Source organism: Aeromonas intestinalis, assembly GCF_054052485.1.
Window position 1 is genome coordinate 88,170 of record NZ_JBSTYK010000007.1, and the last position, 14,736, is coordinate 102,905.

General features: G+C 56.0%; 16 protein-coding genes. 4 read left to right on the top strand and 12 right to left on the bottom strand.

The genetic code is table 11. The features are described from left to right. Window positions 1–116: 116 nt before the first annotated feature. The 3 genes from ACW5W7_RS10715 to ACW5W7_RS10725 are packed head-to-tail and all read right to left on the bottom strand — an operon-like array spanning window position 117 to window position 3,955. Window positions 117–2,669 (bottom strand): MlaD family protein, encoded by a 2,553-nt coding sequence (locus ACW5W7_RS10715; protein WP_456501685.1) that lies wholly within the window; start codon window positions 2,667–2,669, stop codon window positions 117–119. A 55-nt stretch (window positions 2,670–2,724) separates the two neighbouring features. Continuing rightward, on the bottom strand, window positions 2,725–3,333 hold the full coding sequence (locus ACW5W7_RS10720) for a paraquat-inducible protein A (RefSeq protein ID WP_456501686.1): 609 nt from the start codon (window positions 3,331–3,333) through the stop codon (window positions 2,725–2,727). Continuing rightward, a complete protein-coding gene (locus tag ACW5W7_RS10725; RefSeq protein ID WP_456501687.1) occupies window positions 3,311–3,955 on the bottom strand; it encodes a paraquat-inducible protein A in 645 nt (214 codons plus the stop codon). The genes ACW5W7_RS10720 and ACW5W7_RS10725 overlap by 23 nt, the downstream gene beginning before the upstream one ends. A gap of 254 nt (window positions 3,956–4,209) precedes the next feature. On the opposite strand from ACW5W7_RS10725, the gene ACW5W7_RS10730 reads away from it, so the two are divergent. The 3 genes from ACW5W7_RS10730 (at window position 4,210) to ACW5W7_RS10740 (ending at window position 6,592) form a co-directional block, all read left to right on the top strand. Beyond that, entirely contained in the window at window positions 4,210–4,524 is a 315-nt protein-coding gene (locus ACW5W7_RS10730) for a YebG family protein (protein ID WP_349922249.1), read from the top strand. 272 nt (window positions 4,525–4,796) lie between these two features. After that, window positions 4,797–6,074, top strand: coding sequence for a tyrosine-type recombinase/integrase (locus tag ACW5W7_RS10735; RefSeq protein ID WP_456501688.1), 1,278 nt, complete (start codon window positions 4,797–4,799; stop codon window positions 6,072–6,074). Window positions 6,075–6,397: 323 nt separating this feature from the next. Continuing rightward, on the top strand, window positions 6,398–6,592 hold the full coding sequence (locus tag ACW5W7_RS10740) for a DUF3653 domain-containing protein (protein WP_456501794.1): 195 nt from the start codon (window positions 6,398–6,400) through the stop codon (window positions 6,590–6,592). 80 nt (window positions 6,593–6,672) lie between these two features. On the opposite strand, the gene ACW5W7_RS10745 is transcribed toward ACW5W7_RS10740, so the two are convergent. From ACW5W7_RS10745 to ACW5W7_RS10785, 9 genes are all read right to left on the bottom strand, one after another. After that, on the bottom strand, window positions 6,673–7,140 hold the full coding sequence (locus ACW5W7_RS10745) for a hypothetical protein (RefSeq protein WP_456501689.1): 468 nt from the start codon (window positions 7,138–7,140) through the stop codon (window positions 6,673–6,675). A gap of 411 nt (window positions 7,141–7,551) precedes the next feature. Beyond that, window positions 7,552–7,869 (bottom strand): hypothetical protein, encoded by a 318-nt coding sequence (locus ACW5W7_RS10750; protein ID WP_456501690.1) that lies wholly within the window; start codon window positions 7,867–7,869, stop codon window positions 7,552–7,554. Window positions 7,870–8,693: 824 nt separating this feature from the next. Then, window positions 8,694–9,896, bottom strand: coding sequence for a zonular occludens toxin family protein (locus ACW5W7_RS10755; RefSeq protein WP_456501691.1), 1,203 nt, complete (start codon window positions 9,894–9,896; stop codon window positions 8,694–8,696). Window positions 9,897–9,899: 3 nt separating this feature from the next. After that, window positions 9,900–10,214, bottom strand: a complete 315-nt coding sequence (locus tag ACW5W7_RS10760) for a DUF2523 family protein (RefSeq protein WP_456501692.1) — start codon at window positions 10,212–10,214, stop codon at window positions 9,900–9,902. A gap of 3 nt (window positions 10,215–10,217) precedes the next feature. Further along, the gene (locus ACW5W7_RS10765; protein WP_456501693.1) at window positions 10,218–11,360 is read right to left on the bottom strand and encodes a hypothetical protein; all 1,143 of its coding nucleotides are present in this window, start codon (window positions 11,358–11,360) and stop codon (window positions 10,218–10,220) included. A gap of 312 nt (window positions 11,361–11,672) precedes the next feature. Continuing rightward, a complete protein-coding gene (locus ACW5W7_RS10770) occupies window positions 11,673–11,885 on the bottom strand; it encodes a hypothetical protein (protein WP_050717041.1) in 213 nt (70 codons plus the stop codon). A 302-nt stretch (window positions 11,886–12,187) separates the two neighbouring features. Beyond that, a complete protein-coding gene (locus tag ACW5W7_RS10775) occupies window positions 12,188–12,508 on the bottom strand; it encodes a hypothetical protein (protein ID WP_456501694.1) in 321 nt (106 codons plus the stop codon). 26 nt (window positions 12,509–12,534) lie between these two features. Continuing rightward, entirely contained in the window at window positions 12,535–14,010 is a 1,476-nt protein-coding gene (locus ACW5W7_RS10780) for a replication initiation factor domain-containing protein (RefSeq protein ID WP_456501695.1), read from the bottom strand. Continuing rightward, window positions 13,997–14,248: a hypothetical protein gene (locus ACW5W7_RS10785; protein ID WP_456501696.1), complete on the bottom strand. Its 252-nt coding sequence runs from the start codon at window positions 14,246–14,248 to the stop codon at window positions 13,997–13,999. Before ACW5W7_RS10785 ends, ACW5W7_RS10780 begins: the two co-directional genes overlap by 14 nt. Before the next feature lie 124 nt (window positions 14,249–14,372). Between ACW5W7_RS10785 and ACW5W7_RS10790 the strand changes: the two genes are divergently transcribed. Next, on the top strand, window positions 14,373–14,735 hold the full coding sequence (locus ACW5W7_RS10790; RefSeq protein WP_456501697.1) for a helix-turn-helix domain-containing protein: 363 nt from the start codon (window positions 14,373–14,375) through the stop codon (window positions 14,733–14,735). The last annotated feature ends 1 nt before the right edge of the window (window position 14,736 follow it).

Sequence of the window (14,736 nt, forward strand, 5' to 3'; positions counted from 1 at the left end):
AAGGGGCGACATCTTATCACAGGGAGCGCACCCTCTTCAGGCCACTTTCATGGTGCAGCGACCCTCCACTCAATAAAAAACCGGCCAGAGGCCGGTTTTCTTCAAGCAGGAGAGGATCAAGGCTGGATGCGGGGGCTCCACTCCAGCCACTCTTTCTCCGCCTTGCCGTAAAGGGGATAGCTGTGGCCACCCTTGACGGTGGGGCCCATCTCCCGCTCCGGCGTGTTGAAGGCGATGCCACCGGCCAGCAGACTCTGCACGGTTTCCACTTCTATGGTGCCGCCGGTGAGGCCGATGTCCGCCTTGACGCCGGAGACATTCCAGAAGCGGCTGTTGGCCCGCACCAGATGGGCATACTCCTTGTCGACGCTCACATCGATCAGCACCTCGCTGCCATCACGGGCCAGGGCGACCTGGGTCACGCTGCCCACCACCAGCTTGCGAAACAGCAAGGGGCTGCCGACGCTGATCCCGCTGACGGAAGGGCTCTTGAGGGTCAGGGCCAGGCCGGTGGGGCCGCTTTGACTCAAGGGGAAACGTTCCTTGCCGGCGCCCTGGCCAGGACTCGCCTCGACGAAGGCGCCCTTGATCAGGGTATCGAGGTGAGAAACGCCCCCCAGCCCCAGCTTGGCCTGCACCAGGGTGAAGCGGGCACCGGATTGCAGGAAGCGATCGGCATATTGGTTGTCGAGCTCCGCCTTGAAGCTCACCTGGCCGAGGGAGGGATCCAGCAACACCTGCTCAATCTTGCCGATATCCACCCCGCGATAGCGGATGGGACTGCCGACCCCCAGACCCGGATTGCTCTCGGCCACCAGGGTCAGCGTTCGCACCTGGGTTTGCGCCTGCTCCTTGCTGTCAAACAGCTGGTGGCTGCTGCGGCCGGTGCCGAGGCGGTCAAACTCGATGGCCCCGCGCAGCAAGGTGGCGAGGTTGCCCATCTTGACCTGCACGCCGTCGAGCCGGATCTTGCCGTCGATGGCCGCCTTCTTCCAGAACTGGGGGAACTGCCTGAGCAGGGGGGCATAAGTGGCATCGATCTCGAGGGCGATCTCGACCCCCTTGGCGTCGGCCTTGAGCCCCTTGACCCGACCCGCCTCCAGTCCCAGATAGAGCACAGGGGAGCCGATGCCGATCCCGTCGGCCTGGTCGGCCCGCAGCAACCAGCGCGCCGGTTTGGCATTGCGACTGCCGAGCAGCGCCAGCTCTTCGCTGGGGTAGAGTCGATCGATCCGCTCACCCGAGGGCGCCTGAACGAGCTTGATGCCGCCGCCGAGCCAGGCGCTGGCCGGGCTGGTATCAACCTTGATGCCCGCGAGGCTCGCATCGACCTGCAAGGGGGAGGCGCGGTAGAAGCGAGCTCGATTCAGCAAGGCGCGATGGGCCTCTTCCACCCGCAGGGCGACCCTGGCATTGCCGCTGGCATCCAGACTGAGCGGCCCCACCTGACCTATCTGCAGCCCCTTGAACCAGAGCGGGGCCCCTTCACTCAGACCCGCCAGATCGTCAGCCTGCAGAGTCAGGAGGATGCCGCCCACTTGTCCCTGGCTCTCTAGGGTCATGGCATGCACTCGCTCACCGGCCACGTAGTCCAGGCGAATGGCGGGACCGGCCAGCAGGCGATCCGCATGCTTGAGGCCGGAGGGGGAGAGGGAGATCGCTTCCCACACCAGACGGCTCTTGCCGGTCATCCTGAAGGCCTGCTCCGGATTGATCAGCGCCGTCACCTCCCGGCCCTGCTGGGTCAGGCGGATGGGATCGATGCGGCCAATCTCGATGCCCTCAAACAGGATGGGCATCCCTCCCTTGATGGGCAGCGAGCCCGCCTGGATCTGAATGCGCTCACCGCGCGCCGCCTCGGCCAGCCCCTTGTAGAGGGTGAAGTTCTGGCCCTTCTCGGCAGAGGCCGAGCCCTTGGGAGAGTCGAAGGCGATGCCGCCGCTCAGTATGGAGGTGAGGCTGCCGGCTTCCACCTTGACCCCTTCCAGGCTGAAGGAGCCCTTGATGCCGCTGATGTTCCAGAAGCGGGTGTCGGTCTTGATGAGATGTTCGAAACGCGGCTCGATCACCAGATCCAGGATCACGTTCTGGTTCTCCTCACCGAGGCGGGTATTGATGACACTGCCCACCTCCAGCCCGCGGAAATAGATCTTGGCACCAATGCCCACCGACCCCAGGGAGTCGGCCGTCAGATGCAGGGTGCGCCCCTGGGCCTGATAGCCGGGGGGAGGGCCGTCAATGGCGTCGAACTCATCCTCTTGCGGGTTGTTCTCCCGCCCGGGTTGCAGGTTGATGTAGTTGCCGGAGACCAGGGTGTCGAGGCCGGAGATCTCGGTGAGCGACGCCTTGGGGCTCACCAGCCAGAAGTCGGAACCCTTGCGGATCAGCGGACGGGCGCGGCTGTCCACCTTGGCCAGCACGGCGATCTTGCGGCCGTCGGCGGCGAGCTCCAGCTCTTGCACGACGCCGATGGCCACCCCTTGATAGCGCAGCTGGGTCTTGCCCGGCAAGATGCCGTTGCCCTGGGCAAAGTTGATGCGAATGAGCTGACCGCTGTTGCTCCACTGCTGGTAGAGGAAGCCCCCCGCCAGCAAGAGTGCGATGGCGGGCAATAACCAGACTGGGGATAACCAGCGATGTTTCTCAATGACGGGTTCAGCCCCGATCATACCGACTCCTTACATTGGCCGTGGTAACAGCACATCCGATACAGACGAAAATAGACTAGCGAGATGCCTTGTCCCATAACAGGCGGGTATCCAGCATCCGCGCCGACATCATGGTGAGCACCACCACGCCGGCGAAGGCGGTGGCGCCGGGGCCAGCCCGCACGTTGAGCAACACGCCCCGATCCACCAGCGCCACCATGAGGGAGATGACGAAAAGATCCAGCATGGACCAGCGGCCGATGAAATCGATGATACGATACATGATGAGCTGGCGTTTGCGCCGCACCGGCTTGCTTCGTTGCAACTGCCAGCAGATCCAGCCCAGTCCCAGGATCTTGCCGATGGGCACTATGATGCTCGCGGTCAACACTATGGTGGCGATCCCCGACATCTTGCTGCGATAGAGCGCCATGATACCGCTGAAAATGGTATCGGACTGCAGTAAACCTTTGTTGTAGAAGTGGGTGATGGGCAGCAGATTGGCAGGCAGCAACATGAAGGTGGCGAGCGCCAGCAGCCCCCACGACCAGGCAAGGGAGCGGGGGATACGCATCTGCAGATGGCTGTGACAGCGCGGGCAGCTCGCACCACTCTGATAGCACACCAGCAGGCCGCAGGTGTGGCAGCGGCAGAGCCCGAGCTCACGGGCGCTGGTCTGACTCATGGGCCGGCTCCTGTGAGGGGGTGTGCAGAGCAATCTTCTCCCAGTAGGGGGAGGGGTCGAACAGGATCAGCAGCGTCATGTTGAGCAGCATCAGGATCCCGAGGCTCAACAAGCCGCCCCCCAACCGCACATCGGCGATGTCGATGAGCTTGAACAGGGCGACCAGCAGGCTGACGATGTAGACCTCCAGCATGGCCCAGTGGCGAAACACCTCGACGAGTTTCAAGGTCGGCGCCAGTATGTGCCAGTGCTTGGCAAGGCCGGAGGCGAGGGTGAAGATCCCGAGCAGCAAGCCCGTCGGCGCCAGAGCTGCGCACCAGAGTACCAAGCCCGCCACCCAGAATTCGCGCTCTTCAAACAGCACCAGTATGCCCTTGAGCAGGTTGGCGTCCGAGTTGACGCCCGCGAGCCGCAGGTAGATGAGGGGCTCGAAGAAGGCCGACGGCAGCAACAGCAACCCCGTGATGGTGAGCGCCATCAACTGGGAAGATCGAAAGGCGTAGCGCCCATACAGGTGCTGATGACAACGGGGACAATGGGCATGACGGCGCAGCGGCAATAACTTGCGTTCGATCAGCAAGTCGCAGGCCGGGCAAACGGTCACGGAACGGGTCTCCGACATACAATTCAACCTGTTGAAGGAATTGACAAAATTTACCCTAAAACCAGCCAACTGTCTTGCCCGGGCAACGCCTTGCCCCAAGAAAAGTGTGTCGGCATGTTGCATACCGGGGGGATGACGCGTCTTGTCCGCCCGTCATCAGGATCCCGCCAGGGCCTAGATGATCGCCGTCAGTGCCTTGGAACGGATAGCTGTTTGCAAACACTGTATATCCGTACATATAATTATCTCACTATCATGAGGAGGACGCCATCATGGCCGTTGAGATCAAGTATGTAGTGGTGCGTGGGGGAGTGGAGAAGATGACCTTTACCAGCAAGAAAGAGGCGGATGCCTATGACAAGCTGCTGGATACCGCCGACGAACTGATGACAGTGCTGGCCACTGCGCCGGTGGAACTGACCCCGGAGCAGCAAGAGGGGCTGGCCTTCTACCTGGCCGAGCAGCGGGATCTGCTGCAAAGCGTCTTGCGAGGCGGCAAAGGGCAGGGGATCCCCGCCAGGGATGAGAAAAGCGAGGCTATCTCTGCCGACAAGCCCAAGGGTAAATCCCTCAAGAGCGTGGCCTGAGGGGGAGGCGGGCAGCAGAAGCCTTCACGGGGAGAGAACTGGGTGGTTTATTCAGATATCCAGTTTTTAAATTCATTTTTATTGGTATTTACCCCGAAAATTTTCCAACCAACCTGCATATTCATTGAATAATAACGCTAGCGCGGTGATGGCGGTGCCACCAGGAGGCAGGCCCGTATTGATCCCGCCAAGCCGGGCAATGATGCCGATAACCCCATTTATCGGCATCAGGCTCGAACCCTGTCACACCTTATTTCAACAACAAGAACGCCATGACTCATCCGTCTCTACCCCCCGCCATGCCACTGTTCGATAGCCTGCTCCATCTGGAGGCGGGCAACCCGCTGGTCAACCAGTATCTGGCCAATCTCAGCCTGGGGAATGTACCGGATGCGGGACTCGTCTATGAGCTCGCCGTCGACTGGCTGCTGGAGCAGCGCCACAGCGAAAACAATTACAAAACCTATCGCAGCGAGCTGACCACCTTTTTTCACTGGTGTTTCGCTGAGCTGGCCATCAGCCCCAAGGATCTTACCCGGCGCATCATGATGCGCTATCTCGACTACTGCCAGGCGCCGCCGGCGACGCTTATCGCTTATCGCAACGTCGCCCAGTTCGTGCAGGACAAGGAGTGGGGAGAGCGGCTGCCCAATCCCCTGTGGCGGCCATTTCTGGGCAAGCGGGAACTGGGGCGGGAGCTGCCATACCGCTTAAGCGAGCAGGCCATGAAGACCAAGCTCGCCATCCTCTCGAGTTTCTTCCAATTCCTCGTCCAGGAAGAGTACATGGATCGCAATCCCGCCCTGTTGCTGCAACGGGTCAATCGCCCCGTGCAGCCGCAGCAGGAGGAGCAGAGCCAATCCTTTTCCGAACTGCAGTGGGCCTATGTCATGCAGGCGGCCGAACAATTGGCAGAAGAAAATCCCGTTCAGCACGAGCGAAGCAGATTTCTCATCTGCCTGATGTATGCCTGTTATCTGCGGATCTCCGAGGTCGCCGCCAGACCCGGTTTCAGCCCGGTGATGAGCCAGTTTCGGCGCGACGCCAAGACGGGCGTCTGGGGCTATTTCATCCCGCGCAGCAAAGGCGGCAAGCGGCGCACCGTTGCGGTGTCACAGGCCTTGCTGGATGCGCTCAAGCGCTATCGCACCTTTTTAGGATTGCCTGCCTTGCCGGCGCCAGGCGATCAGACGCCACTCTTCATACGCCACAAGGCGGCGGCTCACGGTCGTGAACAGGGTGAGCTCAATGCCAACCTCGGGATCCGTCAGTTGCGAGAACTGGTGATGGCGGTACTCGAACAAGCGGCTCATCTGGCCGAGCAGGATGGCTTTGACCAGGATGCCGCCGAGATGCGCAGCCTGACGCCGCACTCCATCCGCCACACCGGCATTACGCATGACATCAACTTGAATGGCCGGCCGCTGTCCCACGTACAAGCCGACGCAGGCCACGACAGCATAGACACCACCTCCAAGTATTTGCATACCGGTCACAGCGAACGGCACGAAAGCGCCAACCGCAAACCGCTGGGCCATCTGCACGAATGAGCCAGAGCAAGACACCATCAAGGTGGTCTACGAGCAGCGTCGACGTCTCCCTCGATATGTCTCCCATAAAAAACCGCGCATAATGTCCGGTTTTGTTAAATGCCCATCTGAAACCTGCCGATAAGCCAGCCCACGCAATTTTGCTGGTTTATCAGGTATTTACTTGGATGGAACGAGAGTTGACCAAAAACTTCATTTTTCGCTGGTTCGAGTGCGGTTTATCTGAGGAAGAGACGGCAAATTTATGTTTCGTTTCTGTGAGGCAAGTCACGAATTGGGATAAGGGGAAAGAGATCCCGCCAGTCTGTAAGCGGCTAATGCGGATGGCATCGGGGCGGGAGCTGCCCACCATCTTCAAAGCCTGGGAAGGCTGGCGGATGAAGAATGACTGCCTTGTCGCACCTAACGGTGTAACGTACGACAGGCGAAGGATCGAGGCGATGGCCGTCATCCAGGCGGAGAGATCAGAACGACAGATGGTAGCTTTCTACTGGAGGAAGAAGCTAGGCATCAACTAGACAGGGGAGGGGGCGAAAGCCCCCTTTTCGATAATGCAGTCAAGAAACGTGGCTCATAGAGAAGCAGCTCTCTTGTTTCCTTAAGCAAATGCCGTAATCCGGCTGAAGAAATTCTCTTGATTGAACTCAACGCGACTTGCTGGCACCACGTTATCAACAATCACCCATCCAGAGATCTTGCTTATGGCGTCTTTCCAATGAATGCTGAATTTAGTTTGTCTGGGGGCTCGATTAGGATTATCGATTGTGACATCAAGAACACCAGTTATGCCAAAATAGTAAAGACCCTCAGGAGTGATTGTGAGGTGTTTGTTACCATTTTCCAAAGTTAATGATTCAAATTCAGCTCTCTTACCTTCCATCATATGCGGATTAAGCGAGATTTTTGACTTTACCGGCGAGCCTTCGAACCAAGTTCTGATCGTTTGGAGCAAAATCTCTGTCTCTCGTTGAAAATCCATTAAATCCCTTTGAATAGCCATCTCACCGGCCTTCTGGGCATCAACATTGTCTTCCACTTGCTTAAAAAACGCATCTTTTGCTGACATAACTTAACCCTCTCAGGTGCACCATTTTCATAGGGTGGACGCCACTACTAACAGGCGCATCACCTACAGTTGGTGGTTTAAACTGAAAGATTCAAGGGGGGCTAAAAAATTGTTCCTATGAAATAGATCTTGTTCACAAAAAGACACACACCAGTACTCGATATTGCAAAGGTACTAGGAGTCTCTGTATATAGAATTCCCCCCGTATTACTACACGGGGGGGCTGCTGGAGCATCGCGGAGCGCTGTGGCGCTGTACTCCCTCAGAGCCGGATAGCCTCAAAAGACGGTTTTGCAGGGAAGGGGAGGTTCACAGCCTCACAGAGGCACTCCAAAGAAGTTTCGGCGAGCCTACCACCTTCCAGGCAATAAACCTTGGTGTGTCGCCTTATAGGGGCAATGCCCCTTAGCACTAGCTCCAACGAGCCAGTTTCTCAGCCACCTTTTGGGAATCCTTTGCGATCGTGACAATGAAGTTCTCATTCGTCGTTCTGACTTCACATGCAAAGGCTTCAAAATGCGGATCAGTCTTCTTTCTGCGAACAGCCAATGCCTGGATATACGATTCTGCCAATTTCTTGCTCTTGAGAGCTACAGCCGCCCCGGGGCCGCAGAACCGCCCACCAACGGAGATATACAGACTCCCCTTTTCCATCTCACCATGCAGATCAAATGGTACTCGGTCGCTATAGACGACTTTTACGGTAAACAGCTTAATCGGACGATCCATTTTCACCTCAAAGGGTAGGGGAGTACCAGCTACACGCAGTAGGGATACGGAAGCTCATCGGGAACATAAGCCCAATCAACAACCAGCTCACGAGTGCGGGTTAACGCTTCTCTTGTATGCCACTGGCTTGGTTTAACAAGCAAGATAGCAATGAGCATATTCGATTGGGTTCCCCAAGAGTACCAAGCTCTATCATGGTCACGATAACGGACAACGACGGACAGGCCTGGTGCAGGTATTTCTGTCTTAGGGTGAAAAGCGAGGGGGATTCCGCCTTGGACTACTGGCTCAACCATTGTGGGCGACTTCTGCTTTTGACGGGCCCGATAGGCTGCTTGCTTCTGGGCTGGGGTGAGCGCCTTGCCTGTTTTAGGGCGGCCGACAGGGCGCTTTACGATGGTTGTTTCTGAAGTGAGACTGTCCTGAAGCTCCGTCATTTGCACTGTTCTCATTTAAGGTAACGTTACCATAATTATATTATCGGTCACTGTTACCATAATTAAAAGACTTGCCGGTTAAACTCCTTTGAGCCGGGCGGCAGCAGCACGAGCACGGCGTTTAGCGCGGCAGTGGTGCTGCCACTTTGCCTCTAGCGCCATGAGGTGGCCTCCAAAGAGCCAGAGTAGGGGAGGCAGTGATAACAACGCCACTAGGGCAAGGCAGGCCATTCGAGCCTCTGTGGAGTAATCAGGGTTCATCCCCAGGGCAACTAGGATGGCAATATCCAGGCAAACAACGATAACACCCAGCACCATATTCATTCTGAAACCTCTGTCTTTAACATAAGAAACCCAGTGTCGCTGTAGCAATATTCGACCACCTTGCTATGTCCGGTCATCGTTGGGTGCCCCCTTATTATCCCGACCCGCGAAGAGGGCAGCATTGACCCGCTTGCGCAGTGCATCCCCGTCAGGGTCACAATACACATCCACGGGTTGCCCCTGGTACTGGATCACCGCATGGCAGGCCGTCATCGGCTTCAAGTCGACGAAGTATTGCGGCCACTCCTCGGCATAGATGGCTTGCTCGTCGTCGCCCTTGCGCAGAGCAAAGCAGTATTCGACGCTGTAGACGTCTCGGCTGCTCTTGGTGAGCACATGGCAGTTGATGATGAGGCGATAGCCCGCGAACGGGCCTACAGCAAGGACGCCATCAGCAGACGCAGCAGGAGCGCCGCTAGGACGTACATCAGCAGTGGGCGAAGCACCCACCGCATCAGGAGCCGCAGAAGCGGTAGGAGAGGGCGCAGGGGCCTCAGCAGGAGCATCAACATATTCAGGCTTGATGAAGCCAAAGTATAAACAGAGTCCCCACACCGCCAGAATAAAGAGAACTTTAGGATCTCGCAGTACCGAGCTGCCTGCGATTGTATCCGAGACTTTACCGGTTGTAGTCGAGTCATAAAGCTTGAAAACATATTTCGGCACCTTGTTAAATGGCTTGGCCTGCAGCACATCGGATATAGAGCTGCCGGAGTTATCGGAGAGATGAAGCACGGTCTTATAACGGCCACCAATCCCCAGCACAGCCATATTGGTGTGGCGAATGGCCGTCTCGGCAGCGGCGCGGATTACCTGGTGAACCTTTTTGATGTTCGGCGTCGTTAATACAAAGTCCCAGTTATGGTGACGGTGCATATCAAAGGCTACTTCAATGGTTTCCGGTCGGCCTTCTTCCTTGGCTTTATCCGGCCCACCAGGAAAAGCGAGCGCATCCAAATCGCTCTGGCGCCAGGCAGGCGGAAATACCCGCTGCACTTCATCGACCAAGAAGAATGCCCCCTTGGGTGCCCAGTGATAGAACCGCGCCAGGCGGTCACGGCCTTCCTGGGATTCCGTCTCGATATAGAGCACCTCAAAGCTATCTGGCACCTCTTTGCCAAGCACCTCACGGCAACGCTCCACCGAGAAGCCCCGCACGTTGGTAACGATAAAGCGGCCCGCCTTGATAGCCGGGATCACATCGGTATGAATGGCACCGGAGGACTTATAAGAACCAGGGGCGCCGTGGTGGATTTTAATGGACATGGATCACCACCCCATCATATTGAGCAAGAGGCGGGTCACAAACGCCTGAGTAATCACTGACAAGCCTTTGTCCAGGTGCAGATACAGCAATATGTCTCGCACATCGTTGGGCAGGTTATTAAAGGACTGCGAGATCAAGTCGCTAAATTGCAGGTTAATCAGAATTTCCCTGGCAACGTCCCAGGAAAACATCAGCATAAACAGCTTGAACTCAACCCACTGGATCGCCAGCTTCACCACAATCCAGGCCGTTACCTGGACAGCAAGGTTATATATGTCATTGAATAACCCGCCAAACAAATCGCCTAACCACTCCATGATTTATCTCCTGGCAACAATCATCAATGCGAGAAAGTAAAATACGAACATCATGATGGCCGCTAACGCTTCCCAATAACCGCCCACCGATGGACATACCGAATAGGATTTACCGAATAGCGAATACATCTCGAAGCATTTGGGCACCGAACCTGAACCGCTCAAATCGAATTTAAATATCTCGGCCACTTCATCCTTTATCGCCTTGTATTTATCTTTCAGCTCTTCTTTTTTATCATCGTACTGTTTATTTATATTACCTAGGTCAAACGCGCAATTATCACCTTCCTGGCACAAGCCGGATTCATATTCAGCGCCTGCCACCTGTAACGGATTACCCGCCGCACCTGGCATTTTTGAATAATCAATCCCCACACCACCTTCACCGCCAGAACCTTGACCACTCCCCAACGACTCTTTAATTGCGGACAAGTCACCCGCCATCTGAGTTTGCAAATTCGTCTGCTGTTTATTGAAATGCTCCAGCATGGGAAACATAGGAGCCACACTATTAGAAATCCCCGTGAGCTGGCTATTAATAGCACTCAGGTTTCCAGGCGTACCACCCCACCAACCCATGGCCGTTTGCATCATGTTTTTAATCGCCGCCGTGTCACCCGACGAAGAACCACCGCCACCACCAGAACTGCCACCGCCATTGCCCAGGGCATTAGTGATATTTTGAAGCTCACCACCCAAATAAGAAATATCCTGCCTCATATCAGAAAGCTGTTTGGTTCGCGCAATATCCTTATCATTCCAAAAACCAGGGTCAAACACTGACTTTTCACTGAGAGATTTTAAATGTGCATTCATTTCATAAAGTAAGGGGCCATAGCTCCCAGCGCCACCATTCATCCCTGACGTATTTTGGGCAATTTTAGCCAGGTCTTTTACCATAAAAGACATTTCATATCGGGTAGCGACGTCCGCTTGTCCAACCAAGTTTTTTAAACGCTCAATATTCTTCGAAACAGAATCAAAGCCAGGGGCTAAATTAGCACTTTGCGAATTGCCCACCCACATTGCAGGCGCATGATACATAGGCGCATTAGCGCCAACGTCTCCATTATTACCACCGCCAGTCTCCCCACCGCCATCACCACCAGTGCCACCGAGTTTGCATTCAGCACCCGTTGTTTGCATGGGGCCCTTGGATCCATCGTTCGGAAACTCCACACAGATTGACGTACAGTTAACCTCGCAGCCGCCCAGGGTAGAGGACTCCCATTTCACGCAGTACGGCAGCGCCGTGCTGATTGGCACGTTGGATAACTGGATACCCGCCGGACAGCTCGCCAGCGCCCCCAGCGGCACCAGGAGCAGCAAATAAAGGACTCTCACATGACCCCCAATAAAAAAGGCGACCGGAGCCGCCTTGTGTCATATCGAAAACGATGATCTGTAGCCTTCGACAAAGAACAAAAACCACAGCGTCCCGATGAGCAGGGACATGGCTTAGGCCTTGCGGATAAGTCCGAGGAGGATAACGCAGCCCACCACAGAGGCGACGACCATCATCACCTTGGGAGCCGTCATATCCACATCGGATTTAGCCGCATCCAGAGCCGCAGCAGCAGCGGCAGCCGCACCACCTTCCGCCGCATTTGCCCCCACCGCAGCCAGGGAGCAGGCAACACCGATACAGCCATTGCGGAAATAATTTTGCATTTTCGTTTATCCTCTTTTTGCACCTACGATTATTCGGGCAATTGCGCCCACTTTTAAACCTAAAGCCCATATAACAATGCCAGAGCTAAAGGCTATTCCTACCTCCGTCATATCAAACTGAAACCAGTTGGATATATCGGTGAGTTTGGAATGCTCCTGAATTGTCAGGAGCACATATTGACAGTTATCCGGCTGAGCGAGTTTGGTATATCCCTCAGCGGTAATATCTAAACAGAGCATATTCTCGCGCTCTCGTCGTCGGTCGCTGCGCGCCCTCGCTCCTCCTCCTCACGCGCGGCGGATTAAAGGGGCTTCTTGGTTGCCTGGAACGCAACGACCACGTTGCGGGTCGGATTACTGGGGTCGGCTTCCAGGACAAGATCCACCGCCACCAATTTCGGGCAGACGGACAGCTCTTTAATGGTGGCCGCATCATTGCGCAGCGCCAATTGGCGAACCTCATAACCCCAGGAGGTGATATTGCATTCCGGCTTGTTGACGTTATTCGCCGGAGCCAGGTATTCCACCTGGGCGAAATCATAGGGCACCGGAGAGCCAGACTTACGGGATACACCATAACCATGGGTCACACGAGTGACCAGAACACCGGACAAAATAGACATGTTATTTCCTCGTTGAAGAACCTTGTTTAGGTCGATAGCAGCATATAGTCACCCGATATAATATCGGGCGGTAATGGCATTCTTAACCGCGCTGGAATATCCAACGGTTCCAGGTGCGCTGTTAATTGGTTAACGATCTTGTCAGGGGAAAGCCCCTCAATATTCGCTAACCAATTGACAAGGCGGCCCGCCATTCTCGACATATTGAACACCGCATTATCCCGTGAGGTTTTAAAGCGATTCTTAAACGTGGTGATACGGATTGGCTCATTCTCTACCAAGGCGATTTGCTCCAACCAGGACGCAAATTGCGGATACATGCCCGCGAAATAAGGGTCAGGGTTTATCAGCACATCCAGGGGAATGACGCGATCCTTATTGTGCAGCTCGCCTTCGGCCCGCACCCAGTTCGGGAAATCCGCCGACTGCATCTGTTTGCCTTTCTCATAGATGCGGGCGCACTTGCCATTGATGCGGCTGCCCACGTAGAAGGAGCAGCCCTTGGAGGGCTTGAGGCCGTAGCGTTTGACGATGCCCTTGGCAACCTCGACGGGCACGAACTCGCCGGACTCGATAGCCATCCAGCAAGGTGCCTTGCCCCGTTGCGGATGGAACTGGCCCGCCTTGGCCGACTCGACCGCTTCCAGATAAGAAATGGTCTCTCCCTGGTAATCGTCCAGGGCGAGATCCACCCGAGTGATGCGGATACCGGGAACGTGAGAGATAACATCGTGCAAAGCCTGGAGATCCAGGGCGGCACAACCCACGCCGGAAAAACTCACCATGCAACCATGGTTAGCCGCACCCCAACCGATGAGGCCACAGGGCAGACCATCACACAGCAGGTCGGCAGAGTGGGCGTAACCGTGCAAGCCGGAGCGGCGATCCCGTTTGCTGAATCGCGGGGCAGGGATGGGCACCCCAATCCGTTGATTCAGCTCTTCCAGCCAGAGATCGATCTCGGCGCAGCAGAGGGCATCCAGGAACTGGACGCCGTAGCTGTCGATCATGTCGTTATAGGTCTGCCAGTATTTCGCATCAGGCACCACCTCAAACTCGGAGAAGTCGAGGAGGGCAGCACAAACGCTTTTCAGCTCGTTGCGCATGTCGGCGCGGGACTTGTAACCGGAGTGCAGGGCACGCTCCATCATTTCCGTCATGGAGGGCGTACACACGGGGGAGGGGGCGGGCACCGCCAGCGGCTTGGGTGCGACCTTCTCACACAGGCGCTCGCTCACCTTGTCGAAGTGGGCGAGGGGGTTGAAGCCGGCAGGGCGCTTCCACAGGTAGCGCAGGCCATCGACTGGCAAAGCGGAGAAAGCGGCCTGGATAGCCTTGTTGCAGGTCTCAAAGCGCGGGATGGCCTTGAGCAGTGCGCCTTGCTTGGCCAAGTCGGTCATTCGGCGCAGCTCTTCGGGAGCCCAGGTAAACGACAGATAGTCGATCAGGGTTTTGTTGCCGATAACCCCATTTATCGGCATCACGGCGCTATGACCAGTCATCGAAAAACACTCCCTGGTCATAGAAGCCTTGCCAGGTCTCTTCGGTGACTTCGACCAGCTCAAAGGCGGTATCGGGGTACGTCATGACCAGGTAGATCCGCAGCTCATGCAGGTCGCGGAACATCTCGACTTGACCCGCCACAGATGCGGAAATGTCGCCCGTGGGCTCATCCTGCCAATAGACCTTACGCTCCAGGAGCGCAGGCAAATCGGTTTGTTGTGGGCTAAAGTGGGTCATAGCTCAATCACTTGACTAAGTAGGTAAGTGCATTTGATCAATTTCCCAATTAAGTTTCAACGGGCCTTTTCGCTACCAAAATGGTTATGATAGGCCCATTGATAAACTGAGGAGTTAAAGGCAAATGGACTCAAACACCCTGATTCAGGCATACATGAGAGCCAAAAAGTACACCCAGTTTCAGGAAGTCGCTGCTGACTTAGGATTTACGCAGTCTCACGTATCCCGCCTAACCAAAGGTAAAGCGCAACTCACTGATGCGACTGCAAAAAAGATTGCCCAGGAAATCGGAATGGACGTGCAGGAGGTGCTGTTAAGTCTGGCTGCCGTGCGCGAGACAGATCCCGAGCTGAAACAGGCTTGGTACGACATCCTGGCAAAGTACACCAAGGGCACCAGTGCGGCGCTAGCCCTTGGTATGGCTGTACTTCTGGCGCCAAGCCCCGGGCCTGACCTAACCGCGCATAATGTATATTATGTTAAATGAT